We start from the raw sequence: 25,763 nt of genomic DNA on the forward strand, positions 1-25,763 counted from the left end.
AAAGGGGTGATATCCCTGGTAAAAGGGATGTCGGTAACGGGTCATTATTTTGTTCATCCGGGTGAAATCATTACTGAGCAATATCCCAATAACCGGAACACATAGAAAATGTTCGACCGTTTTAAAGGTGAGGTGATCATGGTTCACAATGAGAATAATGAACATCACTGTACGGGTTGTGGTATTTGTGCTATGAATTGTCCCAATGGTTCAATAGAAGTAATTTCAAAAACTATTGAAGTTGATGGCAAGAAGAAAAAAGTTATAGACAAGCATATTTATCATCATGGAATGTGCACGTTCTGCGGTTTGTGTATTAAAACATGCCCGCAACATGCTTTGGCATTTGCACAGACTTTTGAAAATTCGGTTTATGACCGTTCCAGATTAAATAAAATTCTTAACCATCCGGGTTCATCCCTGATTAAAGAAAAAGAAGCCTGATTATGAATGAATTTATGTTTTTACTGCTGGCCGCTATCATTTTGGTTTTTTCTGTACTTACAGTTACCAGCAGGCGGATATTAAGGGCAGCCACTTATTTACTTTTCGTTTTAATTGCTACTGCCGGTTTATATGTTTTGCTGAATTATTTTTTCCTTGCTGCCGTCCAGATTCTGGTTTATGCAGGTGGCGTAGTAGTGTTGATCATTTTCTCTATTTTGCTTACCAGCCATATTGAACAGAAATTTGAACAGCCCAGCCCTAAAAAGGTTGCATTATCTGCATTTGCTTCCATGTTTGGTGCTGTTATATGCCTGGTGGCCATCCTGAATCATCCTTTTGCAGTAATCACTTCTCCGGAAGCTGATACTAGCGTCAGGGCTATTGGTCTCAGTATGCTGAATACAGGAAATAATGGTTATGCATTGCCTTTTGAGGTAATCAGTATTTTACTTTTGGCTGCCATGATTGCTGCCATTATTATTGCTAAAAAACGTAAATAAAAGATTATGAATACTATACCGTTATCTTACTTTCTTGTTGTAAGCACAATTATGTTTTTTGTGGGCATCTATGGCTTTATGGTTCGTAGAAACCTCATTACCATGCTGATGTCGGTAGAGTTGATATTAAACTCTATAAACATTAATTTTGTGGCTTTTAACCGTTATTTGTTTGCCGGCAAAACAGAAGGGATGTTTTATTCCATGTTTATCATTGCCATTGCTGCTGCTGAAGCTGCTGTTGCTATTGCAATTATTATCAATATTTACAGGCATTTTCATAATATTGATGTCGAAAATGTTGATGAATTGAAGTTTTAAATGTATCAACTCAATCTATATAGCAAGTTAATAGTCAATAATCAATTATCATTTGAAAATTATTTAGGCCATGTCATTTAGTTACACTGTTCTGATTTTATTGATTCCTTTGTTCTTCTTTATTTTCCTTGGTCTTTTTGGAAATAAAATGAAACCCTTGGTTTCGGGAATTCTGGGTACAATCGGATTATTCATTTCGGCTGCTCTTTCTTATTTTACTGCTTATGAGTATTTTTTCGTTTCCGGAAAAGTAGGCGGTGTTTATGAAAAACTGACCGCATTCAATACACTTTGGCTCAAGTTTACGGATAATTTACACATCGACTTGGGCGTTTTACTTGATCCCATCTCGGTCATGATGCTGGTGGTCATTACCACGGTTTCATTGATGGTTCATATCTATAGTTTGGGCTATATGAACGGGGAAAGAGGTTTCCAACGTTTCTATTCTTTCCTTTCCTTGTTTAGCTTTTCAATGTTGGGCCTGGTAGTCGCTACCAATATTTTCCAGATGTATATTTTCTGGGAGTTGGTGGGTGTTTCGTCATACCTGCTGATCGGCTTTTACTACGAAAAGCAATCGGCAATTGCTGCTTCAAAGAAAGCTTTCATTGTCACCCGTTTTGCTGATTTGGGATTTCTGATCGGTATTTTGCTCTTATCCTTTATGACAGGGACATTTGACTTTAAATTGTTGACTGATGTTCACGGTGCTGCCATTGCCAAAGGCGGTTCTATTGCCTTTATGGGAATGTCGGTGATGACCTGGTCAATGCTTCTGATATTTATGGGTGGTGCCGGTAAATCGGCCATGTTCCCGTTGCACATTTGGTTGCCTGATGCTATGGAAGGCCCCACGCCTGTTTCAGCATTGATTCATGCTGCCACCATGGTTGTTGCCGGTGTTTTTCTTGTAGCCAGGTTATTTCCTATTTTTGCTATTTCTGCTCCTCAGGCATTGACAATAGTTGCTTACATTGGAGGGTTCACCTCGTTGTTTGCAGCCGTAATCGCCTGTACTCAGATCGATATTAAACGTGTACTGGCCTTCTCTACCATATCTCAGATCGGTTACATGATGCTGGCTCTTGGTGTTGCAGGATATACTGCTGAGACGTCACTAGGATTCAGTGCTTCCATGTTTCACCTTTTCACACACGCAATGTTTAAAGCATTGTTGTTCTTAGGCGCTGGTTCTATTATTCATTCGGTACACAGCAACAATATGACGGATATGGGCGGTCTCAGAAAGTACATGCCTGTTACCCACATTACCTTCCTTATTGCCTGTCTGGCAATTTCAGGTATACCTCCGTTTGCCGGTTTCTTCAGTAAGGATGAAATCCTGGCTGCTGCTTTCCACAGCAATAAATTGTTGTTTGCCGTTGATTATTTTGTCGCCGGCCTTACAGCTTTCTATATGTTCAGGCTTTATTACAATGTTTTCTGGGGAACTGACCGGAATTACGAACATACTCCGCACGAATCCCCATTTACAATGACCATACCTCTGATGTTCCTGGCTTTGGCTTCTGTGGTTACGGGATTTATTCCTTTTGGTAAGTTTGTTACATACAATGGAGTAGTTGAAGAAAGCGTTTTCCACTGGAATATTGCAATTCCTTCAATTTTGATTGCTTTGGCAGGTATTATCATTGGCAGGGTCTTTTATCGCACGGAGACAAATTTTGCTGATCGTTTTGCAACTATCTTTAAGGGGCTCTACAAATCAGCTTACCATAAGTTCTATATGGATGAAGTTTATCTCTTTGTTACAAAGAAGATCATCTTTAATTGCATTTCCAGGCCTATTGCATGGTTTGACCGTCATGTTGTTGATGGTGCCATGAATGGGATATCATATATAACCAATAGTGTTTCAGTCAGGATTAAAGGTTTCCAGAGCGGTTACCTGCAGCAATATGCCTTTACTTTCGTGGTTGGCGCTGTAGCACTATTTCTTGCAATATTGTATTTTGCTTTTTAAAAATTTGAATTTGTTATGGATATTTTAACCCTATTTGTTGTAATCCCGGTTATCACTATTATCGGAATGATGTTGTGCAGAGACAATAAGTATGTTCGTGTTGTTGCTGCAATAGGTATGAGTGCGCAGCTGATTAATGCCGGTGTTCTTGTTTATTCTTATTTGGCTTTAAGAAAAGCCGGTTATATGGCTGAAATGTTATTTAAAAAGACCATAGTTTGGTATCCTTCATTGCATATTCAATATAGCATAGGCGTTGATGGAATTTCAGTAGCAATGATTGCTTTGACTTCTATTGTTATCTTTTGCGGAATATTCACTTCCTGGAAGATGAGCGATTTGCCCAAAGAATTTTTTGTCACGCTTATTTTATTGGCAACTGGTGTTTTCGGATTTTTTATTTCCATCGATCTTTTCACCATGTTCCTGTTTTATGAGTTGGCAGTGATCCCGATGTACCTGCTTATTGGTATATGGGGTACAGGGCCTAAGGAATATGCAGCAATGAAACTTACCCTGATGCTGATGGGTGGTTCAGCGCTGATCCTGGTTGGTCTTTTGGGTATTTATTATAATTCCGGTACTCCGGGGCACCTTACTTTCAATATTCTTGAAATTTCAAAACATCATATACCTATAGTTATTCAGAGATTCTTCTTTCCGATAACCTTTATAGGTTTTGGAGTACTGGGCGCTTTATTCCCATTCCACACGTGGAGTCCTGATGGTCATGCTTCTGCACCTACTGCAGTTTCAATGCTTCATGCAGGTGTACTGATGAAACTTGGAGGATATGGTATATTCAGGGTGGCTATCTACTTAATGCCTGATGCAGCTCAGCAGTTGTCCTGGATTTTCATCATACTTACATCAATCAGCGTACTTTATGGAGCTTTGGGTGCTATAATGCAGAAAGACCTTAAGTATATCAATGCATATTCTTCAGTGAGCCATTGTGGTATGGTTATTTTCGCCTTGTTGATGATGAATAAAATTGCAATGGACGGAGCTATCTTACAGATGATTTCTCATGGTATTATGACAGCCCTCTTCTTTGCCTTAATCGGTATGATTTATGGCCGTACACATACCAGAATGATCAATGAAATGAGCGGTTTGATGAAGATCATTCCTTTCCTTGCCGTTGCTTATGTAATTGCAGGTCTGGCTTCGTTGGGTTTGCCCGGTTTCAGTGGTTTTGTTGCTGAAATGACTATTTTCACGGGGGCATTTCAACATCCCGATATGTTTCACAGGGTAGCAACTATTATTGCTGCTTCATCAATTGTGGTAACTGCAGTATATATTCTCCGGGTGATTGGAATATTTCTCCTGGGAGAAGTGAATAATAAAAAATTCTGGAGTCTGTCGGATGCGGAATGGTACGAAAAAGTTACCATCATCACCATGGTTGTTGCCATTGCTGGAATCGGTATTGCACCTCTCTGGCTTTCGGACATGATTTCTCACAGTTTGACTCCAATTATACACAGAATATTGTCAATTAACTTACTGTAAAAAATACTATGAATTTTGGACAAATGATTCTTATGCGCAATGAATTGCTACTGGTTTTGGTGCTGTTGATTTTACTTGTAGCAGAAATATTTACTCCCGAAAATAAAAAAAGCCGTATAATCAATTATAGCTTGGTGTTATTGTTTTTGGTCACAGGGGTTGGTTTCCTGCCTGCCCATACCGGACAATTGTTTGGAGGTATGTATCAGAGTTCCAGTTTGACCATACTGATGAAAAATATCCTGAATATCGGTACATTTATTGTATTCCTGCAGGCCGCCGCATGGTTAAAGAAGGAAGAAAATCAGGACAGAATCAGTGAATTTTTTATATTGATGTTGTCCACCCTGATTGGTATGGATTACATGATTTCTTCCGGCGATTTTCTGATGCTGTATCTTGGTTTGGAACTGGCTACTATTCCAATGGCCGCTCTTGTTGCTTATGACAGATATAAAAACCGCAGCGCTGAAGCTGGTGTGAAATTTATCATGCTTGCTGCTTTATCCTCCGGTATTTTACTTTGGGGTATATCCATGATTTACGGTACAACCGGTTCATTTTATTTTAATCAGATTGCTGCTACTTATACAGGTTCTCCTTTACAGGTTCTGGCTTTTGTGTTTTTCTTTGCCGGTATGGCTTTCAAAATTTCACTGGTTCCCTTTCATTTATGGACAGCCGACGTTTATGAAGGTGCTCCTGTTGCTGTCACTTCCTATTTATCGGTAATATCAAAAGGAGCCTCAGTTTTCATCCTTTCCATAGTTCTGTTTACTGTATTCCATTCTATCGCAATTCAATGGCAAAATGCACTTTTGGTTATTGCTGTTCTTACCATGACTATCGGTAACCTTTTTGCAATGAGGCAAACCAACCTGAAAAGGTTTATGGCTTTTTCCTCAATCTCCCAGGCAGGTTTTATTCTGGTTGGCCTGATTAGTGGAACTGTTCTGAGTATGACTTCAGTTGTTTATTTTGTTTTGGTTTATATATTCTCCAATCTTGGTGTATTTGGTGTTATTTCGGTTATTTCGAACAAGACGGGCAAAGAAAAAATGGACGATTACAACGGTTTATACCGTACTAACCCCATGCTTAGCCTGCTAATGCTGCTTGCTTTGTTCTCTTTGGCCGGTATTCCGCCTATTGCCGGTTTCTTTAGTAAATTTTTCCTCTTTACAGCTGCTGCCGAAAAAGGACATTTTATTTTGATTATCATTGCCGTACTCAATACAATCATCTCTTTATACTATTATTTACTTATTGTTAAAGCAATGTTTATCAATAAAAGCGAGACTCCGATTGCTTCTTTCAAAACCGATACATTAAGCAGGATTGGCTTGGTTTTATGTATGATTGGTATTATGGTTTCGGGTTTTGCAAGTGTTATTTTCGAATATATCCGTACTGTAAGCTTTGGAATGTAAATGTTTCGTGCTGAAACTTGATAATAAAATTATAAGATTATGTCTCTAAATACCACAAAACATATTGTTGAAGAAATAAACGGTGTTCGTTGCAGCATTGTTGAACCTGGATGTTCAAAGGAAAGGGCTGATTTTCTTACAACCTTGCTTCAATTCAATAAATATGAAGTTAAAACTGAAGAAAAAGCCCAGGAAGGTGCTGTTTCTGTATATAAAGTCGGAGTGACGGATGTTACCTTTAATGCTGTTCTGAAAGTATATGAAAAGTCATTAAAAAGGGAAGACGGGCATGTTGTAACGCCTGCATACTGGGATCAGAAGACTGAACAAACGAATATCCCTTATTGGCTTGTAAAATAATTTATTGAAAAAATATAAAAAACCGGGAAATTAATTCTTACAGAATAATCTTCCGGTTTTTTTATGCCGTTTTATTTGGAAATAGGCTGAGCGTATGCCAGCACATCTTTTCCGTATATTTCTTTCCCGCAGAGGATAATCAGTCTCTCCAGAACATTCCTGAATTCCCTGATATTACCTGTCCAGTTGATTTTTTGAAGTTCGGCAATGGCATCGGGATTTATTGCTTTTTTAGTCATCCCGTATTCGGCGCAGATTTCATTCAGAAAATGATCCGCCAGGATTGGAATATCTTCAATTCTTTCGTTTAAGGTAGGAACATCAATGAGGATAACGCTAAGCCGGTGGTAAAGATCTTCGCGGAAATTGTGGTTTTCAATTTCTGTTTTAAGGTCTTTGTTGGTGGCTGCAACTATCCTGACGTCAACGTCAATATCTTTATCGCTGCCCACGCGGGATATCTTGTTCTCCTGCAAAGCCCGAAGAACTTTGGCCTGGGCAGAAAGGCTCATATCCCCGATTTCATCCAGGAAAAGTGTGCCTCCGTTGGCCTGTTCGAATTTGCCGATGCGTTGTTTAATGGCTGAAGTAAAGGCTCCTTTCTCGTGTCCAAAAAGTTCACTTTCAATTAATTCAGAAGGAATGGCTGCGCAGTTGACTTCAACAAAGGGCTGATTTGCCCTGTGGCTCTTTTCGTGCAGCCAGCGGGCAACCAATTCTTTGCCTGTGCCGTTTTTGCCGGTAATCAGAACTCTGGCATCGGTTGGCGCCACACGGTCAATAAGTTCCTTTACTTTATTGATGGCTTCCGAATTCCCCACAATTTCAAAAGTTTTGTTGACCTTGCGTTTCAGTACTTTTGTTTCGCTCAACAGCTGGGTTTTATCCATCCCGTTGCGGATAGTGATCAACAGACGGTTCAGGTCCAACGGCTTTTCAATGAAATCGAAAGCTCCTTTTTTGATACATTCAACTGCCGTATCTATATTGCCGTGGCCAGAAATCATGATCACCGTCGTTTCCCGGTCACTTTCCATGATTTTATCGAGCACTTCAATTCCGTCCATCTTGTCCATTTTGATGTCGCAAAGCACAACATCGTAACTGTTTTTGTTGAAGATATCTAAACCTTCCACCCCGTCGCAAGCTATATCAACCAGGTAATGTTCGTATTCAAGGACTTCTTTCAAAGTGTTCCGGATACTTTTTTCGTCATCAATTACTAATATGCTAGCCATTTCAATAATTTATACAATAAAACTATTCCTTATATAACAAGGCTAAAATTAAAAATGTTCATGCAAAGTTATAAACAAACCCTGTCAGAAGCAACTGCAAAATAAATCAACCTGATCTTTACCAGCCCAGTTTTTCTTTGATGGCTTTTGACAATTCGCGGGCAATTAATTCATGTTGGGCTTCATCCGGATGGTTTCCACAGCCGGAATTAAGTTTGTTGGTCAAGATAACCTGATATACTTTGCTGTCGTTCTTTTCAGCATTCATCGTATGAACGATTGTGCTCAGGCATTTCTTCTGAAACTGGAGAAGGGCATCATCACTCATGGGACTAGTCAGGCAGAAAATTGCTGCATGAGGATATTTTGCCCTGATGGACAGGATGAATTCGACATATTTTGAGCAGAATACGGACGAATCGATAATCCCGTCGTTTTGTCCCAGACAGATGGTGACTAAGTCCGGGATATAGCTGGAGAAATCCCATTTAGCCGAAGAGGGATTTTCAAGGAAAGTCCTGTCGTAAACATCGGGCATAGTGACGGGCATGTTGCAGCAGCTGTGTACCAGTCCGATTCCCGACCAGGAAGTAAGCTGCCATTGGGCATTGAGCTTGCGGGCAGTAACGGCTCCGTACGACATATACGCCTTGTTGGTGATATTCCAGTTGTCACCGGTGCCTTGTTCGCATAATCCGGCAATCATTTTGGCACCACAGGTGATTGAATTTCCATAGCACTCAATCTTTCTCACCTGTTTTTGGGCCATTGGCAAAAGCCTTTTACATCTGAATCCTTTAAATTCGAGCCATCCTATAGCTGCTTCCGTATCTTTGCATATCAGGATGGTGTGGGTTTTATTCGCCAAACCTTCGGCAACCCTCATGATTCCATTTTCTACTTTTATCCTTTTTGCGGGGCCATTGTCGACTACCACTTCAATGTAATTGTGGTTATTTGGATCGGATAGTTCTATGTCACACAAAGTACCGGTAAATTTTGCCTGAATATATACCCCGGGTGATGAAAACCGGGGACAGGCTTTATTACTGAAATCTATTCTTCCTGTATATTGGATATTAGAATTATTAGCAGGAATAAGAGGATAAGTGATTGAGCCCTTGGGTTTACCTGCAGATTTACCCTGTTGGCTGATTTGCGATTGAGCCGAAATTGTTTGTAGTAATATGATTAAAGTTATGCCAATTGACTTAAGGTATCCTGAACAAATTAAATTTCTCATGGTTATAAATTTTAAATTAAGGTTAAAATTCAAAAAATTAAAGTTATTAAATATTTTGCACGTTTTTGTTTTTTGATAGAGACAAAGGGCTTCATCTTTAAGGCAATTAACTGGATTTTAGAAGAAGATCATATCAAAATAAGTAAGGAAAAAATAATAAATTTTTACTTGTATTTACAAGTTGAATAATGTACATTTGGCCGGAATTATTTTGGCAAGGAAGATCTTAAAAATTTAAACTAAAATATATGGCAATACCTGTAATTATGCCCCGGCAGGGACAATCAGTTGAGACTTGCGTCATTACCCAGTGGAATAAGCAGGTTGGTGATGAAGTAAAAAAAGGCGATGTGCTTTTTTCTTATGAAACCGATAAGGCATCTTTTGAGGAGGAAGCTAAAGCCGACGGCCAATTATTGGCAATCTTTTATAATGAAGGAGATGAAGTTCCTGTACTGACCAATGTGGCAGTATTAGGTAAGGCAGGCGAAAATATTGAAGAATTTCGTGCTGGTAAAAGTACCGCAGCTCCTGTTGCTGAAGAGCAAAAACCAGCCGCTCATGTGGCTGAACCTGCAAGTCAGTCAGCTCCGGTGACAGAAAGTGTAGAAGCTGAACCTTTAACCGGTGAAATAAAAATATCTCCCCGTGCCAAACATTTGGCAGAAAAGCTTGGAGTTCCGGTTTCAAAATTGCAGGGCAGCGGCCCTGAAGGCAGGGTGATCGAACATGATGTCGAGGCTTATGCAAAATCCGGGGCCCTGATGACCCCTCTTGCTGCTGAGATGGCTGCCGATAAAAACCTTCAGCCGGGTGCAGCTTCCGGTTTAGGCGGCAGAACATTGAGTTTCGACCTTGTCGAAACAGCCAATATTTATTCCGAAGATTCCGAGGTGAAGAAGTTAAGCAATATGCGTAAGATCATTGCCAAGGCCATGTACGAATCTATTCAGAATTCCGCACAGCTTACCCACCACATGGGCGCAGATGTCAGGAAGCTTCTTGATTTCCGTAAAAAAGTCAAGGCTGCCATGGATAAAGGCAGTACAGACAACATCACGCTTAACGATATGGTTTGTTATGCTGTGATCAAAGCATTGAAGAAAAATCCTGAAGCCAATGCTCATTTTCTGGGCGACAGCATTCGTACATTCAATAAAGTCCACCTGGGAATTGCCGTTGATACGCCACGTGGTTTAATGGTTCCTGTTGTACGGAATGCCGATGACCTGTCACTCAAAGGACTGTCTTCACAACTTAAGGCCTTGGCCGAAAGTTGCAAGAAAGGCAATGTCAATCCTGAGTTGCTTGCCAGCACCGCAGCTTCATTTACAGTATCCAATTTAGGTAACTATGGCGTTGAATTGTTTACTCCTATCATCAATTTACCGCAGGTGGCTATTTTAGGGGTCAACACAATTGTCAACCGTCCGGCGGATTTAGGAAACGGAGTCTTTGGTTTTGTTCCTTACATGGGACTTTCGCTTACTTACGATCATCGTGCTATTGATGGCGGTCCTGCTACTCTTTTCCTTAGGGAAATTAAGATGCAGATCGAGAACTGGAATGAAACTTTGTAATTAAGTAAAATATAAACTTATAACTGAATGTTTGATTTAGCGATAATAGGAGCAGGGCCTGCCGGATATGTGGCTGCAGAGCGCGCCGGACAAAAAGGGCTGAGTGTGGTCCTTTTTGATAAAAACAAATTAGGCGGTGTTTGCTTAAACGAAGGATGTATTCCTACAAAAACCTTGTTATATACTGCAAAACTGTATGATCATGCCAGGGAAGGCGAGAAGTATGGAATAAGTTGCAAGGAAGTAAGTTTTGATTTTGCCAAGATCATGCAGCGCAAGAACAAGGTGGTAAAACGCCTGGTTGCCGGTGTTGGCGCCGCCATGAAGAAATATAACGTGGAAGTGGTTTTCGCACCTGCTACAATTCAGGGTAAATCATCTGACGGCAGTATTAATATCACTGCCGGCGAACAAAATTATTCCTGCAAAAATCTTCTGATTGCCACCGGTTCGGAAACTTTTATTCCGCCTATCAAAGGGCTGAACAGGGATGAAATACTCACCAACCGCGAAATTCTCGAGCTGGATGCTGTTCCTCAGACTCTTACGATTATTGGAGGAGGTGTCATCGGAATGGAGTTCGCCAGTTTCTTCAGCAGCATGGGATGTAAAGTATCGGTGGTTGAAATGATGCCGGAAATCCTGCCGGGAATAGACAGCGAAATGAGCGTGCTTCTTCGTCAGGGATATGCTAAAAAAGGCGTTTCTTTCTATCTTGGTTCAAAAGTGACTGAAATCAAAGGAAATGAGGTCTTTTTCGAGAAAGACGGAAAGACACAAAGCATTACCGGAGAAAAATTGCTGATGAGCGTTGGCCGCAGGGCGGTTACCAAAGGATTTGGACTGGAAAATCTTGGCGTTGAGCTCAACCGGGGTGGAATAAAGATTGACAATCATTGCCAGACCAATATCCCCAATGTTTATGCAGCTGGAGATGTCACCGGTTTTTCATTGTTGGCTCATACGGCCAGCAGGGAAGGTGAAGTGGTGGTGAACAATATTTGTGGCCAGGCCGATACCATGCGTTACGATGCTGTGCCGGCTGTGGTTTACACCAATCCGGAGATTTCGAGTGTGGGGCTGACGGAGGAACAGGCAAAACAAAAGAATATTAAATATAAAATAAGGACATTGCCGATGGCTTTTGCAGGTCGTTTTCTTGCCGAGAATGAAGGCGTCAATGGCTTTGCAAAAGTGCTGGTAGGAGAGAAATATGGAGAAATATTGGGGGTACATATTATTGGCAATCCAAGTTCAGAACTCATTTACGGAGCTGCCATGATGATTGAGGCCCAACTAAGGGTGAAAGATGTGTCCCAGGTAATATTCCCCCATCCTACAGTATCCGAGATACTTAAAGAGACCATGTTTGCTTTTAATGAATAGTTTTACTGAAATTACGTAGAAAAAATAATTTTTACATTATGCCTAAAATTCAATTTGTAGATCCTTTAAAAACCAGGGAAAAAGGTGAAATAACCTTTGGAACTATTCCGGTTTGCCAGTACAATAAAAGTATTGAGGATGAAAAGAATAACTTTTCAACAGAAGATTTTATAAGAATTTATCATGATATGTCGGTGATCCGGGAATTTGAAACCATGATCAACCAGATCAAGATTGCCGGCGAATACAATGGTGTTAAATATACCCATCCGGGTCCTGCCCACTTATCCATCGGACAGGAAGCCTCAGCTGTAGGTATGGCCTACAATCTAACCGTTGATGATTATATTTTCGGTTCCCACCGTAGCCATGGAGAAATTTTGGCTAAAGGCTTATCCGCTATTCATCAATTGTCCGATAACCGCCTGATGGAAATCATGTCGGGTTTCTTTGGAGGAAATGCCCTTCACGTTGTTGAGAAAGAACATAAAGGGACAGTAAAAGAACTGGCCATTAAGTTTTTGTTATATGGTACCTTATCGGAGATTTTTGCCCGTGAAAATGGATTCAATAAAGGTTTGGGCGGGTCAATGCATGCCTTTTTCACTCCGTTTGGCGTTTATCCCAATAATGCCATTGTTGGTGGTTCTGCGGATATTTCTACAGGTGCTGCTTTGTATAAAAAAGTAAACAGAAAGCCGGGTATCGTAGTGGCCAATATCGGAGATGCTTCACTGGGTTGCGGCCCTGTTTGGGAAGCAATGGCTTTTGCCACGATGGATCAGTTTACCAAACTCTGGGATGGAGAATACCGCGGTGGTTTGCCAATCATCTTCAATTTCATGAACAACCAGTACGGGATGGGCGGACAGACCCGTGGTGAAACTATGGGATATGATATGCTTGCACGTTTTGGTGCCGGTGTAAATCCTGAAATGATGCATTCTGAAAGGGTTGATGGTTATAATCCCTTAGCCGTTATTGATGCCTTCAAACGTAAAAAGAAGATTCTTGAAGAAAAACATGGCCCGGTTTTAATGGATACCATCACATACCGCGTTAGCGGGCATTCACCTTCCGACGCTTCATCCTACCGTACCAAGGAAGAAATTGAAGCATGGCAAAATGCTGATTCTATCATTGATTTTGGAAATAATCTGGCTGAGGCTGATGTTGCATCTGCTGCCCAGTTAGACGAAATCAGGGCAGAAATAAAAGAACAATTGACCCGGACCTTGAAATTGGCCATCAATGATGAAATTTCTCCAAGGCTGAACCTGGATAAGAACCCTGAAGCTATTGGGGATATGATGTTTTCAAATGGTTCGGTTGATAAAATGGAAAGCCGTGAACCGGAAGTATTGATGCCTCTTAGTGAAAATCCAAGGGTTAAGGCCATCAAAAATAAGGAGCGTTTTGCTTTCGACAAGGATGGAAAACCATTTTCTAAGGTTAAAACTTTCCAGCTGAGAGATGGTATTTTTGAAGCTATTATTGACCGGTTTTATAAGGATCCTACTCTGGTTGCTTATGGAGAGGAAAACCGCGACTGGGGCGGTGCATTTGCTGTATATCGCGGGATGACCGAAGCTCTTCCTTATCATCGTTTGTTTAATTCGCCTATTTCAGAAGGTGCCATAGTTGGAACAGCCATAGGTTATGGAATGGCAGGTGGAAGGGCTATTGCCGAAATCATGTATTGCGATTTTCTGGGCCGTTGCGGTGATGAAGTATTCAATCAGCTTCCTAAATGGCAGGCCATGAGCGGTAATGTAATTAAAATGCCTGTAGTTATCCGTGTTTCTGTAGGTTCAAAATATGGAGCCCAGCATTCGCAGGATTGGTCTTCGTTGGTGGCACACATTCCCGGACTTAAAGTTGTGTTCCCCGTTACTCCTTACGACGCAAAAGGTCTGATGAATTCGGCATTACAGGGTACCGATCCGGTTATTTTCTTTGAAAGCCAGAGGATTTACGACATAGGTGAAATGTTCCATAAGGAAGGTGTTCCCGAAGGATATTATGAAATTCCAATAGGTGAACCTGATGTTAAACGTGAAGGTAAGGATATCACCATACTTACGATTGGTTCTACTTTGTATACGGCTTTAAAAGCTGCCGATATTCTCAAAGAGAAATATGGTATGGAAGCCGAAATTATTGATGCCCGTAGTCTGGTTCCGTTTAACTATGATTTGGTTATTGAATCGGTTAAAAAGACAGGAAAAATATTGTTGGCCAGTGATGCCACCACGCGCGGTTCCTATTTGAATGACCTTGCTGCAAATATTACAGAATTGGCATTTGATGAACTGGATGCTCCTGTAGTGGTTTTGGGTTCAAGGAATTGGATAACCCCTGCTCACGAAATGGAAAAATATTTCTTCCCGCAGCCTGATACCATTATCGATGCAATTCATGAGAAAATCATTCCTTTAAAAGGACATACGGCAAAAAATAATTTTACCAGGAATGAGCATTTGAGACGCAGCCGTATGGGAGTTTAAGATGATAATAAGATTGATTAGTTGGTTTTAAAAAAAAATGGCGGGTTTTGCCCGCCATTTTTTTAAACACATTTGAAATAATTATTATTGGCTAAAGATTAATTTTCAATATATTTTTTGATTTTTTTGTCACCCATCCATACAATTTCATTGGTTTCCAAATCGGTCATTTCCAGATCTATCTGGTAATAAACCACTTTCTGGTTATTGTATGTATCAACGATAGAATTGATGGTGCCTTGCATAATATAATCTGCACCCAACTCACGTCCCCATTTTTTTATGGTTTCTGCTGATGAAAATTGTTGCTGATTGGCTCTTTCAGTCCTTAATTCTTCGCGTTTATCACCAGCCTGAACCAATCTGACAGAGCCATTGCGGATTATCGCTTTTTCAATGTCTTTGATGAATGTCTCAGCATCAATGTGCTCATAGCTTTTGTTTTTAACCAGTCCTACAACTATCACCGGCCTTGTACCATTGTGCCTTTGTTCGAACATGGGCAGCCATTTTTCACCCAAAACCTGATCGGTTAAGGCATCTGCCGACATCCGGGAGTCGCTGTCGTTCCACCTTCCGCTTAAGTCTATTTGCTCATCGGTATTGACCCTTTGAACCGTATGCCGTGGACTTGTGGAATAGCAGGAAGTCAATAAAAATGCCAGGGCAAAAACTATTGAAGTATTTAGTATTTTTTTCATGATTCAAAAAATAAGGTATCTATTTTAACATAGCAATAATTGTACCAAAAAGGGGAAATTGCTTGCAATTTCCCCTTTTTTTTAAAGTATTTTTTAAGCTTAGCTGATTTTTAAATCTGCAATAATATTTTTGATTCTTTCAGCGAGCAGGTCATCAACTTTTTGAAAATCATCTTTGTTGGCCAGCTTTTCTTTTACACTGAAATAAAATTTGATTTTAGGCTCTGTTCCTGAAGGCCTGATGGAAATCTTTGAACCATCTTTCAGGAAAAATTGAAGCACATTGGAGACAGGTAATGTGATATCGTTGGGTGTGCTTAATTTCCCATAAGATAAGTGTTTCAGGTAATCATTGATCAGCATTACTTCAGAATTATTGATGAAAGAAGGAGGATTATTCCTGAACCTTTCCATCATCTTTTGGATTTCTTCCGCTCCGCTTTTACCCTGGCGCACAATAGAAATAAGAGATTCTTTGTAAAATCCATATTCCACATAAATATCAACCAAAACATCCCAGAGTGTTTTCCCATTTTCTCTGGCCCAGGCAGCTGTTTCAGCAACCAAGGCACAGGTCATTACGGCATCTTTATCCCTGACAAAATCGGCTGCCAAAAATCCATAACTTTCTTCTCCTCCGCCAATAAAATCTTTGTTCTCTTTTTCGTTTTGCTGGATGGTATCTGCGATATATTTGAAACCTGTCAATACGTCAAAATATTCGACCTTGTATTTTTTTGCAATATCCGCTATAAGGTCTGTAGTGACAATGGTTTTGACAATATATTGATTGCCATTGAGAATCTTTTTGGAAGCCCTGCAGGAAATAAGGTAATTGATCAACAAGGTAGCTGTCTGGTTGCCATTCAGCAGGACAAATTGTCCGTCTTTATTTTTCACTGCCACTCCAACCCGGTCAGCATCGGGATCGCTGGCTAAAACCAGATCCGCATCCGTTTCTTTTGCTTTTTCCAAAGCCAAGTCTAATGCTGCATGTTCTTCGGGATTAGGAGATTTAACCGTGGGGAAGTTCCCGTCGGTAACATCCTGTTGAGGAACATGGATTACATTTCTGAACCCAAACTTTTCTAAAATCTTAGGAATAAGCTTGACCCCACTGCCATGTAAAGGAGTATAAACGATTTTCAGGTCGTTGTTTTTCTTTATCAGTTCTGGAGAAATTGACAAAGTTTTAATTTTATCTGTATAGATTTCATCAATTTCTTCACCAATAATTTCAATTTTATCTTTATTCCCATCTAACCTGACCTGATCGATATTTTTGATCTTCTTAACCTCTTCAATGATGTTCTTGTCATGAGGGGCAATAATTTGTCCCCCATCATCCCAATATACTTTATATCCGTTGTATTCCTTGGGGTTATGGGAAGCCGTAATTACAATCCCACTTTGACATTTAAGGTATCTGACCGTAAAAGAAAGTTCAGGAGTCGGACGAAGCGAATCGAACAGAAACACCTTTATACCATTGGCCGATAATATTTTTGCAGCTGTTTCGGCAAACAACTTGCTGTTATTCCGGCTATCATGGGCAATTGCAACTTTTATTTCCGGAAGTTTTGAAAACTGCTGTTTTAAATAATTGCATAATCCCTGAGTGGCCATTCCTACCGTATAAATATTCATGCGGTTTGTACCAACCCCCATGATACCGCGTAATCCACCAGTACCGAATTCCAAATCGCGATAAAACGATTCGTTTAACTCCGCGGGATTTTTTAATAGCTTTCTAACTTCCTCTTTAGTTTTTTCGTCAAAATTCCCTTCAAGCCACAGCTTTACTCTTTCATCTACTGAGCTGTTATTTTCTCCCTTTCCCATAATATCTTATTTCGTTTCGTAACCTAAGCGTTTCATGCAATCTTTTAAACTGTCTTTCCAATATGGAATGCCAAATCCAAAGGTGGATTTTATTTTATTTTTATTCAGTACACTGAAGGAGGGCCTTTTGACCGGTGTGGGGAAATCTTTGGTTTCTATTGGATTCACTTTGCAGCGAAGCGAAGACATTTTCATAATTTCCCATGCAAAATCATACCAACTACAAACTCCTTCATTTGAAAAATGAAAAACCCCTGGAACAAAATTACTATTTTTTTCCTCAAATGAATCAATAATTTTAAGTATTACATTAGCCAAATCGTGTGCGTATGTCGGCGTACCTACCTGGTCAAAGACCACATTGATTTCTTTCCGTTCATGTCCCAATTTCAACATGGTTTTAACGAAGTTATTTCCATAGGGGGAATATAGCCATGAAGTACGAAGGATGAGTCCTGTCCCTGATTTTAGAACTTCCTTATCGCCATTTAATTTGGTTTGCCCGTACACAGAAGATGGATTGGTGGGATGGTCTTCACTATAAGGAGTGCAGGATTCTCCACTGTAAACGTAGTCGGATGAAATGTGGATCAACCGGATATTTTTCTTTTTAGAAAGTTCGGCCAGATATTTTACTGCTGTATAATTGAGCAGATTAGCCATGTGTTTCTCGCTTTCTGCCTTATCTACTGCTGTAAATGCCGCACAATTAACGATATACTGTACGGGATGCCCATCCACGAATCTTTCTAATTCTTTTGAATTTGTAATATCCAGGGTATCAACATCCGTATATATAAAATCGAATTGAGGGTAATAGGTTGATAATTCATGTATTTCGGTTCCTAATTGTCCGTTTGAACCTGTAACCAATATTTTAATCATAATTGTCCATAAATAAAATTTATTTCTGCTTCATCAAAGGGAGGCAATACATTGTCTTTTGCAGCAACCAGGGGTTTTATTCCTTCAAGCCCCCAGTCAATATTTAATTTTTTGTCGCTATATAATATTCCTCTTTCTGCTTTCGGGGTATAGAGGTTATCCACTTTGTAAAAGAATACTGCTGTTGGGCTGAGCACAGAAAATCCATGGGCAAAGCCTCTGGGAATAATTAATTGTCTTTTGTTCTCAGCAGAAAGTTCAACTTTTATCCATTTTCCAAAACTGGGGGATCCTTTCCGCAAATCGACGGCCACATCAAATACACGTCCTTCCAGTATTCTCACGAGCTTTGTCTGGGAATAGGGCGCCAATTGGTAATGTAGCCCTCTGAGTACTCCGTAGCTTGATTTGGATTGATTATCCTGTACAAACTTATAATTCAATCCTTCTTCTGCTAATGCTTTCTCATTGTAACTTTCATAGAAATAACCCCTTTCATCTTCAAAGACTTTAGGCTCAATAATCAGCACATCAGGTATTTCCGTTTTTATAATCTTCATAAAAGAATAATATTTTAAAAAGTACGTATTTTTTCATTTGCTATCTGGATCAGATATTGTCCATATTCATTTTTTTTCAAAGATTCAGCCAGTTTTAGCAGTTGCTCCTTATTGATATAGCCGTTTCTGTAAGCAATTTCTTCCAGGCAGGCGACCATTAGCCCTTGTCTTTGCTGAAGGGTGGCAATGAAGTTTGAAGCTTGCAGCAGGCTGTCGTGGGTACCTGTATCCAACCAGGCAACTCCCCGGCCCAGCAAATGTACTTTGAGTCTGCCTTCATTCAGAAACAGACGGTTCAGGTCGGTTATTTCAAGTTCTCCCCTTGGTGAGGGTTTTAATGTCTTTGCTTTGGCCACTACATCATTGCTGTAATAATATAAGCCGGTAACCGCATAATTGGAACGTGGATTTTGTGGTTTTTCCTCAAGGCTCAGGACATTCCCCGATTCATCAAACTCAACTACTCCATAGCGCTCAGGATCATTTACATAATATCCGAAAACAACGGCACCATCCTGTAATTTGGCAGTATTTTTCAGTACACCTCCAAAACCATGGCCATAAAAGATATTATCCCCCAAAACCAGGCAAACATTATCTTTACCTATAAAATCTTCGCCAATCAAAAAAGCCTGAGCTAAGCCATCGGGAGAGGGTTGTATGGCATAGGAGATTTTTAATCCAAGCTGGCTGCCATCCAGAAGCAATTCTTCATACAAATGAATTTCTTTGGGCGTTGAAATGATCAATATCTCTTTTATCCCCGACAACATCAGGTTTGACAGGGGATAATAGATCATGGGTTTATCATAAACCGGGATGATTTGTTTGGAGATGCTTTTGGTGATAGGGTATAGCCTGGTACCAGAACCTCCGGCTAAAATGATTCCTTTCATGTTGTTAATTGGTTTTCTGTTCTAATTTACCTTTAAAGTAGGAGATGGTTTTGATTAATCCCTCTTCCAGAGGGATTTTAGGTTCCCAGTTGTTTAGCTTTTGTTTGGCCAGGGTGATATCTGGTTTACGTTTCAACGGATCATCGGAAGGTAAAGGTTCAAAAACAATTTTTGATTTTGAATGACACAATTCTATGATCTTTTCGGCCAGTTCTATCATGGAGTATTCGCCGGGGTTTCCAATGTTTACGGGGCCTATAAAATCCTCCCCGGTATTCATCATACGGATCATGCCTTCAACCAGGTCGTCCACATATTGAAAGCTGCGGGTCTGATGCCCGTCCCCGTATACCGTGATGTCCTTGTCCTGTAATGCCTGCATAATGAAATTGGAAACCACCCGGCCATCGTTGGGATGCATTCTGGGGCCATAGGTGTTGAATATCCTGATGATTTTTATCCGGACATTATTCTGGTGATGATAATTCATGAAGAGGGATTCGGCACAGCGCTTGCCTTCATCGTAACAGGAACGTACCCCGTTGGGATTGACATTGCCCCAGTAACTTTCAACCTGCGGATGTATGGCGGGATCTCCATAAACTTCACTGGTGGATGCCTGTAATATTTTGGCCCTGGTACGTTTGGCCAGACCCAGCATATTGATGGCTCCCATCACCGAAGTCTTGATGGTTTTTATCGGGTTGTACTGATAATGTATTGGCGATGCGGGACATGCCAGGTTGTAGATTTCGTCAACCTCTATATAAAAGGGCATAGTGACATCATGGCGAATCAATTCAAAATAAGGATTTTTCAACAGAGGAATAACATTGTTTTTTGAACCGGTAAAGTAGTTGTCCAGACAAATTACCTCATTGCCTTCATCCAGTAATCTTTCACATAAATGTGAACCAATAAAACCGGCACCTCCGGTGACTAATATCTTTTTCATTTGTTTTTAAACATTATATATATGTCCTGGAAATCTTGTTTAATTTTTTGCCGTGAGCGAAGGCCTTCTTCCTATGCTGTAATAGGAAAACCCGCTTTCAAGCAATTCGGCTGAATCATAAATATTCCTTCCGTCAAAGATGACTTTTGATTTTAACAGCCTTTCCATTACTTTCAGGTTGGGAACCCTGAATTCGGGCCATTCTGTGATCACAATAAGACCATCAGCATCGATCAATGCATCATAAGGATCGATGGCATATTCGATTTTGCTGCCTATTCTTCGCTTGCACTCATCCATGGCTACCGGATCATAAGCTTTTACACTGGCTCCTGCCCTGGTTAATTTATCAATGATTGACAATGATGGTGCTTCCCGCATATCATCTGTCTGCGGTTTAAATGATAATCCCCAAAGTGCAAATTTTTTCCCTGCCAAGTTTTTTCCGTAATGAGAAACTATCTTGTCGAAAATGATGACCTTTTGTTTTTCGTTTACATTTTCTACTGCCTGTAAGATATTCAGGGTGAAGTTATTCTTTTTTGCGGTATTGATTAAGGCCTTTACATCCTTTGGAAAACAGGAACCTCCATAGCCTGCGCCGGGATAGATGAATTTATTTCCTATGCGGGCATCACTGCCAATACCCAGGCGGACCATGTTGACATCAGCTCCCAGCAATTCACATAGATTGGCTATTTCGTTCATGAAACTGATTTTGGTGGCCAGCATAGAATTGGCTGTATATTTGGTCATTTCAGCCGAAGGAATATCCATAAACAACAAGGGATGTCCGTTGAGCAGGAATGGCTTGTACAACTTGCTTAAGGTTTTTTGGGCCGTATCCGATTCCACCCCAATTACAATACGGTCGGGTTTGAGAAAGTCATCGATGGCATTGCCTTCCTTTAAAAATTCAGGATTGGAGGCCACATCAAAGGGGACATTCATTTTTCTCTTAGTTAACTCTGCCTGGACGGCCGCTTTAACTTTTTGGGCCGTACCAATAGGTACTGTACTTTTGGTCACAACAACCAGGTAATGGTCAAGATTTTGCCCAATTTCCCTGGCTACTCCCAGGACATATTTCAAATCGGCACTGCCGTCTTCATCGGGCGGGGTTCCTACCGCAATAAAGACTGCTTCTGCTCCAACCAAACTTTCTCCCAGGTTGGTGGTAAACGACAATCTCCCTTTTTCGACATTCCTTTTTATCATTGTATCCAGGCCAGGCTCATAAATAGGAACAATCCCTTGATGCAACTTTTCTATTTTTCCCTTATCAATATCAACGCAAGTTACATCAATTCCCGTCTCGGCAAAGCAAGTCCCCGAAACCAAACCCACATAACCTGTTCCTACAATAGATATTTTCATGATTTATCTGGTTTTGCATTTTTTCATTTAACAATACGACAAGTTTTTTCAATTAAGTAGCAAAAATAAATCTTATACTTTAAATATGCTTTAAAAAATGAAAGATTTTAAGAAAGTTGATTTTACAACAATTAAAATTAATACATTTAATTTAAAATCCTTATTTTATTAAACAACAGTAAATAAAATAGTTGCGATTTTATGATTTATAACATTATTCAGAATTTGCCCGGAGAGGCTTTAACTTAAAAGAAATAAAACTATTACATGAATATTTTTCATAACTTTAATAGTTTAAATAAAAAATAATGTATTTTTGCACCTTGAATTAAAAAAATAATGTCTAACTTATTAATTATTAATTTATTTTAAATGGTTGAACAAGAAAATAAACCTGAAGAAGTAGTTGATGGTGCGAATGTAGCGAAAGATGCTGCTAAAATCAACAATGAAGAAGTGAAAAATGTTTCTGAGTCTGAAGAAGAAGGGGCTGAAGAAGAGCTTAATCTGGTTAAAAAACCGGTTGAAGAGGAATTCGATTGGAGTCTTTTCACAGATAAAAAAGGAACTTCCTATCCTGCTGATGAAAAGGCAAAATTTGAAGAAATGTACGCTCAGACTTTATCCACTATTGCTGAGAATGAAGTTATTGAAGGTGCTGTTATCTCTATGAATAAAAGAGAAGTGGTGATCAATATCGGCTATAAATCTGAAGGTGTTGTTAGTCTGAATGAATTTCGTTACAATCCCGACTTGAAAGTGGGTGACAAAGTTGAAGTCTACGTTGAAAGTCAGGAAGATAAAAAAGGTCAGCTGATCCTTTCTCACAAGAAAGCCAGAGCAATGCGTTCATGGGACAGAGTGAACGAAGCTCTCGAAAAAGACGAAATCATCAAAGGATATATCAAATGCCGTACTAAAGGCGGTATGATCGTTGATGTATTCGGTATTGAAGCTTTCCTCCCCGGTTCACAAATTGATGTGAAACCTATCCGTGATTACGACATGTATGTTGATAAAACCATGGAATTTAAAGTGGTTAAAATCAACCATGAATTTAAAAATGTTGTTGTATCTCATAAAGCGCTTATCGAAGCTGAGCTTGAACAACAGAAGAAAGAAATTATCTCTAAACTTGAAAAAGGACAGGTTCTTGAAGGAACTGTTAAAAATATCACCTCTTACGGAGTATTTATTGACCTGGGCGGCGTAGACGGTTTGATCCATATTACCGACCTTTCCTGGGGCAGGGTAAATCATCCTGAAGAAGTGGTTCATCTGGACCAAAAACTGAACGTTGTAATTCTTGATTTTGATGATCAGAAAAAACGTATCGCTCTTGGCTTGAAACAATTGACTCCTCATCCTTGGGATTCATTGGATCCGAATTTGAAGGTGGGTGATAAAATAAAAGGTAAAGTAGTTGTTCTGGCCGATTATGGTGCATTTGTTGAAATTGCTCCCGGTGTTGAAGGACTTATCCATGTTTCTGAAATGTCATGGTCACAGCACCTGAGAAGTGCCCAGGAATTCCTGAAAGTTGGGGATGTTGTGGAGGCTGTTATCCTTACCCTCGACCGCGAAGAAAGGAAGATGTCTCTTGGCATGAAACAACTCAAACCGGATCCATGGCAGAATATCGAAGAAAAATATGCAGTGGGCAGCAAACATACCGCTAAGGTTCGCAACTTCACCAATTTTGGTGTTTTTGTTGAAATCGAAGAAGGTATTGACGGCCTGATCCATATTTCTGATTTGTCCTGGACAAGGAAGATCAAACATCCGGCTGAATTTACTTCCATAGGTGCCGATATTGATGTAGTGGTTCTGGAAATCGATAAGGATAACCGCAGATTAAGCCTGGGCCATAAACAACTGGAAGAAAATCCCTGGGATGTCTTTGAAACAGTATTTACCATTGATTCTGTCCATGAAGGTACCATTATTGAATTGGTTGATAAAGGCGCTATTATTGCCCTGCCTTATGGAGTTGAAGGTTTTGCTACTACTAAACATCTGGTAAAAGAAGATGGAACAACGGCAAAAGTTGACGAAAAACTCCAATTCAAGGTAATTGAGTTCAACAAATCAGCTAAACGTATCATTCTTTCCCATACCAGAACTTTCGAAGACGCTAAAAAAGCTGAAGAGATTTCTGAAAGAAAAGAAAAGGAAGCTAATATTAAGAAAGTCACCAAGAAGATTAAAAATAATATAGAAAAGACTACTCTGGGTGATATTCCTGATTTGGCTGCCTTGAAGACAGAAATGGAAGAAAACGAAAAAAAAGCTGAAGCTGAAGCAGAAAAAGATAAAAAAGATCAGGAAAAATAGTATCTTTACCAGTGAAGTTAAAAAAAGTTATTTCTCGTAAATAAATTTATAATTCAAGCTTAAATTTATTTTATATGGAATTCAATATAAAAAAACTGGAAAATTATACTTTAATTCAAGTATTGGAAGAGAAACTGGATACTCATATTGCCCCGAACTTAAAATCTGAACTGATTCTGATTTCTGGCAATGGAGAGGAGAACATCATACTGGATTTAAGTAAATGTCGTTATTGTGATTCCTCAGGTCTGAGCGCAATTTTAGTGGCCAACAGGCTCTGCAAAAATGCGAATGGAACTTTCGTGCTCACTGGTTTAAATGATGCCGTGGAAAGGCTTATTACAATTTCGCAACTGGATACTGTTTTGAGCATTACCAACACCGTGGAAGAAGCGGTAGATATAGTTACTAAAGCTCAATAATTTAATAAGCTGAAAAATTGTCTTTTTCTGTAACAATATTGGGAAGCAGTTCTGCATTGCCTACTTCCCGGAGATTTACAAGTGCTCACCTGCTGAATGCAGATGAGCACTTTTTTTTAATTGATTGCGGCGAGGGAACTCAAATGCAATTGCGCAGGTATAATGTCCCCTTTTTGAAAATCAACCATATCTTTATCAGCCATCTGCATGGCGATCACACCTTCGGTTTAATCGGGCTGCTCTCATCTTATATCCTTCTGGAAAGGAAAAACGATTTACACATTTATGCTTACAGTGAATTAAAAAAGCTGCTCAACCCATATATCCGTTTTTACCTGAATGATATCACCTTTAAAATTATTTTTCATGACCTGGATGTCAGGAAAAACAGCGTGATCTATGAGGATAAGATCCTTACAGTAGAAACGATACCTTTAAAGCACCGGATAGAAACCTGTGGTTTTTTATTCAGGGAAAAACAAAAGGACCTTAACATCAGGAAAGAATATGTTCAGGAATATGGCTTATCCATAAAAGATATACAAAACATTAAAAAAGGTGGGGATTTTCAGTCTGACGGGGGAGAAGTTATCCCGAATAAGATACTTACCTTTCCGCCATTTCATCCGCGTAGTTACGCATATTGCTCGGATACCGTTTTTGATGAATCGGTCATCCCTTTGGTCAGTCAGGTCGACTTGCTTTATCATGAAGCTACCTATTGCAATAAAGATCTGGCAAGAGCCAGAAAAAATTATCATTCTACTTCCTCTCAGGCAGCTACCATTGCTTCTAAAGCAGGAGTAAAGAAACTTATCTTAGGCCACTTCTCAGCACGGTATAAAGATATCCTCCCTTTGCTGAAAGAAGCACAGGCCATTTTTCCCAATACTTCGGTGGTAAATGATGGCGATTGCTTTGATGTACCCCTGGAACGTGAAATTATCGGATAATTTGCATACGTTAAAATAGAAAACCCGAAGAATGGAGATTGCCGGGTTTTCTTTACTTTCTAGTCGGTGACTTCAAAATCTGATTTCTCGACTCCGCATAAGGGGCAAACCCAATCATCGGGAAGATCTTCGAAGGCTGTGCCTGGCGCAATTCCATTATCCGTATCCCCTTCTTTGGGGTCATAAATATACCCGCAAACTTTACATTTGTATTTTTTCATAGCTGAAAATTTTAGTAATCTTTGGGTAATAAAAATAAAGAAAAGATTTGAATGAATAGAGGGAAAATTGTTTTTTTACGTAATTTAACGTTATGAATGA

General features: G+C 39.8%; 23 protein-coding genes. 13 read left to right on the plus strand and 10 right to left on the minus strand.

Going from position 1 to position 25,763, the window contains the following annotated elements; translation table 11 throughout:
• Window positions 1–108 precede the first annotated feature (108 nt).
• The 7 genes from Q8907_00270 to Q8907_00300 all read left to right on the plus strand — a co-directional run bounded on the left by Q8907_00270 (window position 109) and on the right by Q8907_00300 (window position 6,563).
• Window positions 109–444 carry a 4Fe-4S binding protein gene (locus tag Q8907_00270; protein MDP4272696.1) on the plus strand — a complete coding sequence of 112 codons (336 nt, stop codon included), beginning with the start codon at window positions 109–111 and terminating at the stop codon, window positions 442–444.
• 2 nt (window positions 445–446) lie between these two features.
• On the plus strand, window positions 447–947 hold the full coding sequence (locus Q8907_00275; protein ID MDP4272697.1) for an NADH-quinone oxidoreductase subunit J: 501 nt from the start codon (window positions 447–449) through the stop codon (window positions 945–947).
• 6 nt (window positions 948–953) lie between these two features.
• On the plus strand, window positions 954–1,268 hold the full coding sequence (gene nuoK, locus Q8907_00280) for an NADH-quinone oxidoreductase subunit NuoK (protein ID MDP4272698.1): 315 nt from the start codon (window positions 954–956) through the stop codon (window positions 1,266–1,268).
• A 70-nt stretch (window positions 1,269–1,338) separates the two neighbouring features.
• Entirely contained in the window at window positions 1,339–3,255 is a 1,917-nt protein-coding gene (nuoL, locus tag Q8907_00285) for an NADH-quinone oxidoreductase subunit L (protein ID MDP4272699.1), read from the plus strand.
• Window positions 3,256–3,270: 15 nt separating this feature from the next.
• Entirely contained in the window at window positions 3,271–4,773 is a 1,503-nt protein-coding gene (locus Q8907_00290; protein ID MDP4272700.1) for an NADH-quinone oxidoreductase subunit M, read from the plus strand.
• A gap of 8 nt (window positions 4,774–4,781) precedes the next feature.
• Complete coding sequence (locus tag Q8907_00295) at window positions 4,782–6,203, plus strand: NADH-quinone oxidoreductase subunit N (GenBank protein ID MDP4272701.1); 1,422 nt, start codon at window positions 4,782–4,784, stop codon at window positions 6,201–6,203.
• 39 nt (window positions 6,204–6,242) lie between these two features.
• Entirely contained in the window at window positions 6,243–6,563 is a 321-nt protein-coding gene (locus Q8907_00300) for a hypothetical protein (GenBank protein ID MDP4272702.1), read from the plus strand.
• A 71-nt stretch (window positions 6,564–6,634) separates the two neighbouring features.
• On the opposite strand, the gene Q8907_00305 is transcribed toward Q8907_00300, so the two are convergent.
• Complete coding sequence (locus Q8907_00305; GenBank protein ID MDP4272703.1) at window positions 6,635–7,801, minus strand: sigma-54 dependent transcriptional regulator; 1,167 nt, start codon at window positions 7,799–7,801, stop codon at window positions 6,635–6,637.
• A gap of 118 nt (window positions 7,802–7,919) precedes the next feature.
• Window positions 7,920–9,044 (minus strand): SGNH/GDSL hydrolase family protein, encoded by a 1,125-nt coding sequence (locus Q8907_00310; GenBank protein ID MDP4272704.1) that lies wholly within the window; start codon window positions 9,042–9,044, stop codon window positions 7,920–7,922.
• A gap of 248 nt (window positions 9,045–9,292) precedes the next feature.
• On the opposite strand from Q8907_00310, the gene Q8907_00315 reads away from it, so the two are divergent.
• From Q8907_00315 to Q8907_00325, 3 genes are read left to right on the plus strand one after another with little or no spacing between them, the layout of a single operon-like run.
• Window positions 9,293–10,624: a dihydrolipoamide acetyltransferase family protein gene (locus Q8907_00315; protein ID MDP4272705.1), complete on the plus strand. Its 1,332-nt coding sequence runs from the start codon at window positions 9,293–9,295 to the stop codon at window positions 10,622–10,624.
• 27 nt (window positions 10,625–10,651) lie between these two features.
• Entirely contained in the window at window positions 10,652–12,010 is a 1,359-nt protein-coding gene (lpdA, locus tag Q8907_00320; protein ID MDP4272706.1) for a dihydrolipoyl dehydrogenase, read from the plus strand.
• A 38-nt stretch (window positions 12,011–12,048) separates the two neighbouring features.
• Complete coding sequence (locus tag Q8907_00325; protein ID MDP4272707.1) at window positions 12,049–14,517, plus strand: thiamine pyrophosphate-dependent enzyme; 2,469 nt, start codon at window positions 12,049–12,051, stop codon at window positions 14,515–14,517.
• 98 nt (window positions 14,518–14,615) lie between these two features.
• On the opposite strand, the gene lpoB is transcribed toward Q8907_00325, so the two are convergent.
• From lpoB to Q8907_00360, 7 genes are all read right to left on the minus strand, one after another.
• Window positions 14,616–15,218: a penicillin-binding protein activator LpoB gene (lpoB, locus tag Q8907_00330; protein MDP4272708.1), complete on the minus strand. Its 603-nt coding sequence runs from the start codon at window positions 15,216–15,218 to the stop codon at window positions 14,616–14,618.
• 99 nt (window positions 15,219–15,317) lie between these two features.
• Window positions 15,318–17,060 carry a phospho-sugar mutase gene (locus Q8907_00335; GenBank protein ID MDP4272709.1) on the minus strand — a complete coding sequence of 581 codons (1,743 nt, stop codon included), beginning with the start codon at window positions 17,058–17,060 and terminating at the stop codon, window positions 15,318–15,320.
• A 6-nt stretch (window positions 17,061–17,066) separates the two neighbouring features.
• Complete coding sequence (rfbD, locus tag Q8907_00340) at window positions 17,067–17,945, minus strand: dTDP-4-dehydrorhamnose reductase (GenBank protein ID MDP4272710.1); 879 nt, start codon at window positions 17,943–17,945, stop codon at window positions 17,067–17,069.
• Window positions 17,942–18,505, minus strand: coding sequence for a dTDP-4-dehydrorhamnose 3,5-epimerase (gene rfbC / locus Q8907_00345; protein MDP4272711.1), 564 nt, complete (start codon window positions 18,503–18,505; stop codon window positions 17,942–17,944). Before rfbC ends, rfbD begins: the two co-directional genes overlap by 4 nt.
• Window positions 18,506–18,519: 14 nt before the next feature.
• Entirely contained in the window at window positions 18,520–19,401 is an 882-nt protein-coding gene (rfbA, locus tag Q8907_00350) for a glucose-1-phosphate thymidylyltransferase RfbA (GenBank protein MDP4272712.1), read from the minus strand.
• Between the two features lie 4 nt (window positions 19,402–19,405).
• Complete coding sequence (locus Q8907_00355) at window positions 19,406–20,356, minus strand: SDR family oxidoreductase (GenBank protein ID MDP4272713.1); 951 nt, start codon at window positions 20,354–20,356, stop codon at window positions 19,406–19,408.
• A 39-nt stretch (window positions 20,357–20,395) separates the two neighbouring features.
• Entirely contained in the window at window positions 20,396–21,733 is a 1,338-nt protein-coding gene (locus Q8907_00360; GenBank protein ID MDP4272714.1) for a UDP-glucose/GDP-mannose dehydrogenase family protein, read from the minus strand.
• 372 nt (window positions 21,734–22,105) lie between these two features.
• Here Q8907_00360 and rpsA point away from each other — a divergent pair, with 372 nt between their 5' ends.
• The 3 genes from rpsA to Q8907_00375 all read left to right on the plus strand — a co-directional run bounded on the left by rpsA (window position 22,106) and on the right by Q8907_00375 (window position 25,442).
• Entirely contained in the window at window positions 22,106–24,067 is a 1,962-nt protein-coding gene (gene rpsA, locus Q8907_00365; protein MDP4272715.1) for a 30S ribosomal protein S1, read from the plus strand.
• 74 nt (window positions 24,068–24,141) lie between these two features.
• The gene (locus tag Q8907_00370; GenBank protein ID MDP4272716.1) at window positions 24,142–24,489 is read left to right on the plus strand and encodes an STAS domain-containing protein; all 348 of its coding nucleotides are present in this window, start codon (window positions 24,142–24,144) and stop codon (window positions 24,487–24,489) included.
• A 17-nt stretch (window positions 24,490–24,506) separates the two neighbouring features.
• On the plus strand, window positions 24,507–25,442 hold the full coding sequence (locus Q8907_00375) for a ribonuclease Z (GenBank protein ID MDP4272717.1): 936 nt from the start codon (window positions 24,507–24,509) through the stop codon (window positions 25,440–25,442).
• Window positions 25,443–25,501: 59 nt separating this feature from the next.
• Here the strand turns inward: Q8907_00375 and Q8907_00380 are convergent, their stop codons facing one another.
• Window positions 25,502–25,663, minus strand: coding sequence for a rubredoxin (locus Q8907_00380; protein ID MDP4272718.1), 162 nt, complete (start codon window positions 25,661–25,663; stop codon window positions 25,502–25,504).
• Between the last annotated feature and the right edge of the window lie 100 nt (window positions 25,664–25,763).

The sequence above is a fragment of the Bacteroidota bacterium genome (assembly GCA_030706565.1).
Lineage (GTDB): Bacteria > Bacteroidota > Bacteroidia > Bacteroidales > JAUZOH01 > JAUZOH01.

Excerpts from the sequence above, each read along its gene's own strand:
- Q8907_00355 (MDP4272713.1), bottom strand. The coding sequence starts at position 20,356 with ATGAAAAAGATATTAGTCACCGGAGGTGCCGGTTTTATTGGTTCACAT.
- lpdA (MDP4272706.1), top strand. The coding sequence starts at position 10,652 with ATGTTTGATTTAGCGATAATAGGAGCAGGGCCTGCCGGATATGTGGCT.
- Q8907_00380 (MDP4272718.1), bottom strand. The coding sequence starts at position 25,663 with ATGAAAAAATACAAATGTAAAGTTTGCGGGTATATTTATGACCCCAAA.
- rfbA (MDP4272712.1), bottom strand. The coding sequence starts at position 19,401 with ATGAAAGGAATCATTTTAGCCGGAGGTTCTGGTACCAGGCTATACCCT.
- rfbC (MDP4272711.1), bottom strand. The coding sequence starts at position 18,505 with ATGAAGATTATAAAAACGGAAATACCTGATGTGCTGATTATTGAGCCT.
- Q8907_00275 (MDP4272697.1), top strand. The coding sequence starts at position 447 with ATGAATGAATTTATGTTTTTACTGCTGGCCGCTATCATTTTGGTTTTT.
- Q8907_00300 (MDP4272702.1), top strand. The coding sequence starts at position 6,243 with ATGTCTCTAAATACCACAAAACATATTGTTGAAGAAATAAACGGTGTT.
- Q8907_00305 (MDP4272703.1), bottom strand. The coding sequence starts at position 7,801 with ATGGCTAGCATATTAGTAATTGATGACGAAAAAAGTATCCGGAACACT.
- rpsA (MDP4272715.1), top strand. The coding sequence starts at position 22,106 with ATGGTTGAACAAGAAAATAAACCTGAAGAAGTAGTTGATGGTGCGAAT.
- Q8907_00310 (MDP4272704.1), bottom strand. The coding sequence starts at position 9,044 with ATGAGAAATTTAATTTGTTCAGGATACCTTAAGTCAATTGGCATAACT.
- Q8907_00335 (MDP4272709.1), bottom strand. The coding sequence starts at position 17,060 with ATGGGAAAGGGAGAAAATAACAGCTCAGTAGATGAAAGAGTAAAGCTG.
- Q8907_00315 (MDP4272705.1), top strand. The coding sequence starts at position 9,293 with ATGGCAATACCTGTAATTATGCCCCGGCAGGGACAATCAGTTGAGACT.
- Q8907_00295 (MDP4272701.1), top strand. The coding sequence starts at position 4,782 with ATGAATTTTGGACAAATGATTCTTATGCGCAATGAATTGCTACTGGTT.
- Q8907_00290 (MDP4272700.1), top strand. The coding sequence starts at position 3,271 with ATGGATATTTTAACCCTATTTGTTGTAATCCCGGTTATCACTATTATC.
- Q8907_00270 (MDP4272696.1), top strand. The coding sequence starts at position 109 with ATGTTCGACCGTTTTAAAGGTGAGGTGATCATGGTTCACAATGAGAAT.
- rfbD (MDP4272710.1), bottom strand. The coding sequence starts at position 17,945 with ATGATTAAAATATTGGTTACAGGTTCAAACGGACAATTAGGAACCGAA.
- nuoK (MDP4272698.1), top strand. The coding sequence starts at position 954 with ATGAATACTATACCGTTATCTTACTTTCTTGTTGTAAGCACAATTATG.
- nuoL (MDP4272699.1), top strand. The coding sequence starts at position 1,339 with ATGTCATTTAGTTACACTGTTCTGATTTTATTGATTCCTTTGTTCTTC.
- Q8907_00360 (MDP4272714.1), bottom strand. The coding sequence starts at position 21,733 with ATGAAAATATCTATTGTAGGAACAGGTTATGTGGGTTTGGTTTCGGGG.
- Q8907_00370 (MDP4272716.1), top strand. The coding sequence starts at position 24,142 with ATGGAATTCAATATAAAAAAACTGGAAAATTATACTTTAATTCAAGTA.
- Q8907_00325 (MDP4272707.1), top strand. The coding sequence starts at position 12,049 with ATGCCTAAAATTCAATTTGTAGATCCTTTAAAAACCAGGGAAAAAGGT.
- lpoB (MDP4272708.1), bottom strand. The coding sequence starts at position 15,218 with ATGAAAAAAATACTAAATACTTCAATAGTTTTTGCCCTGGCATTTTTA.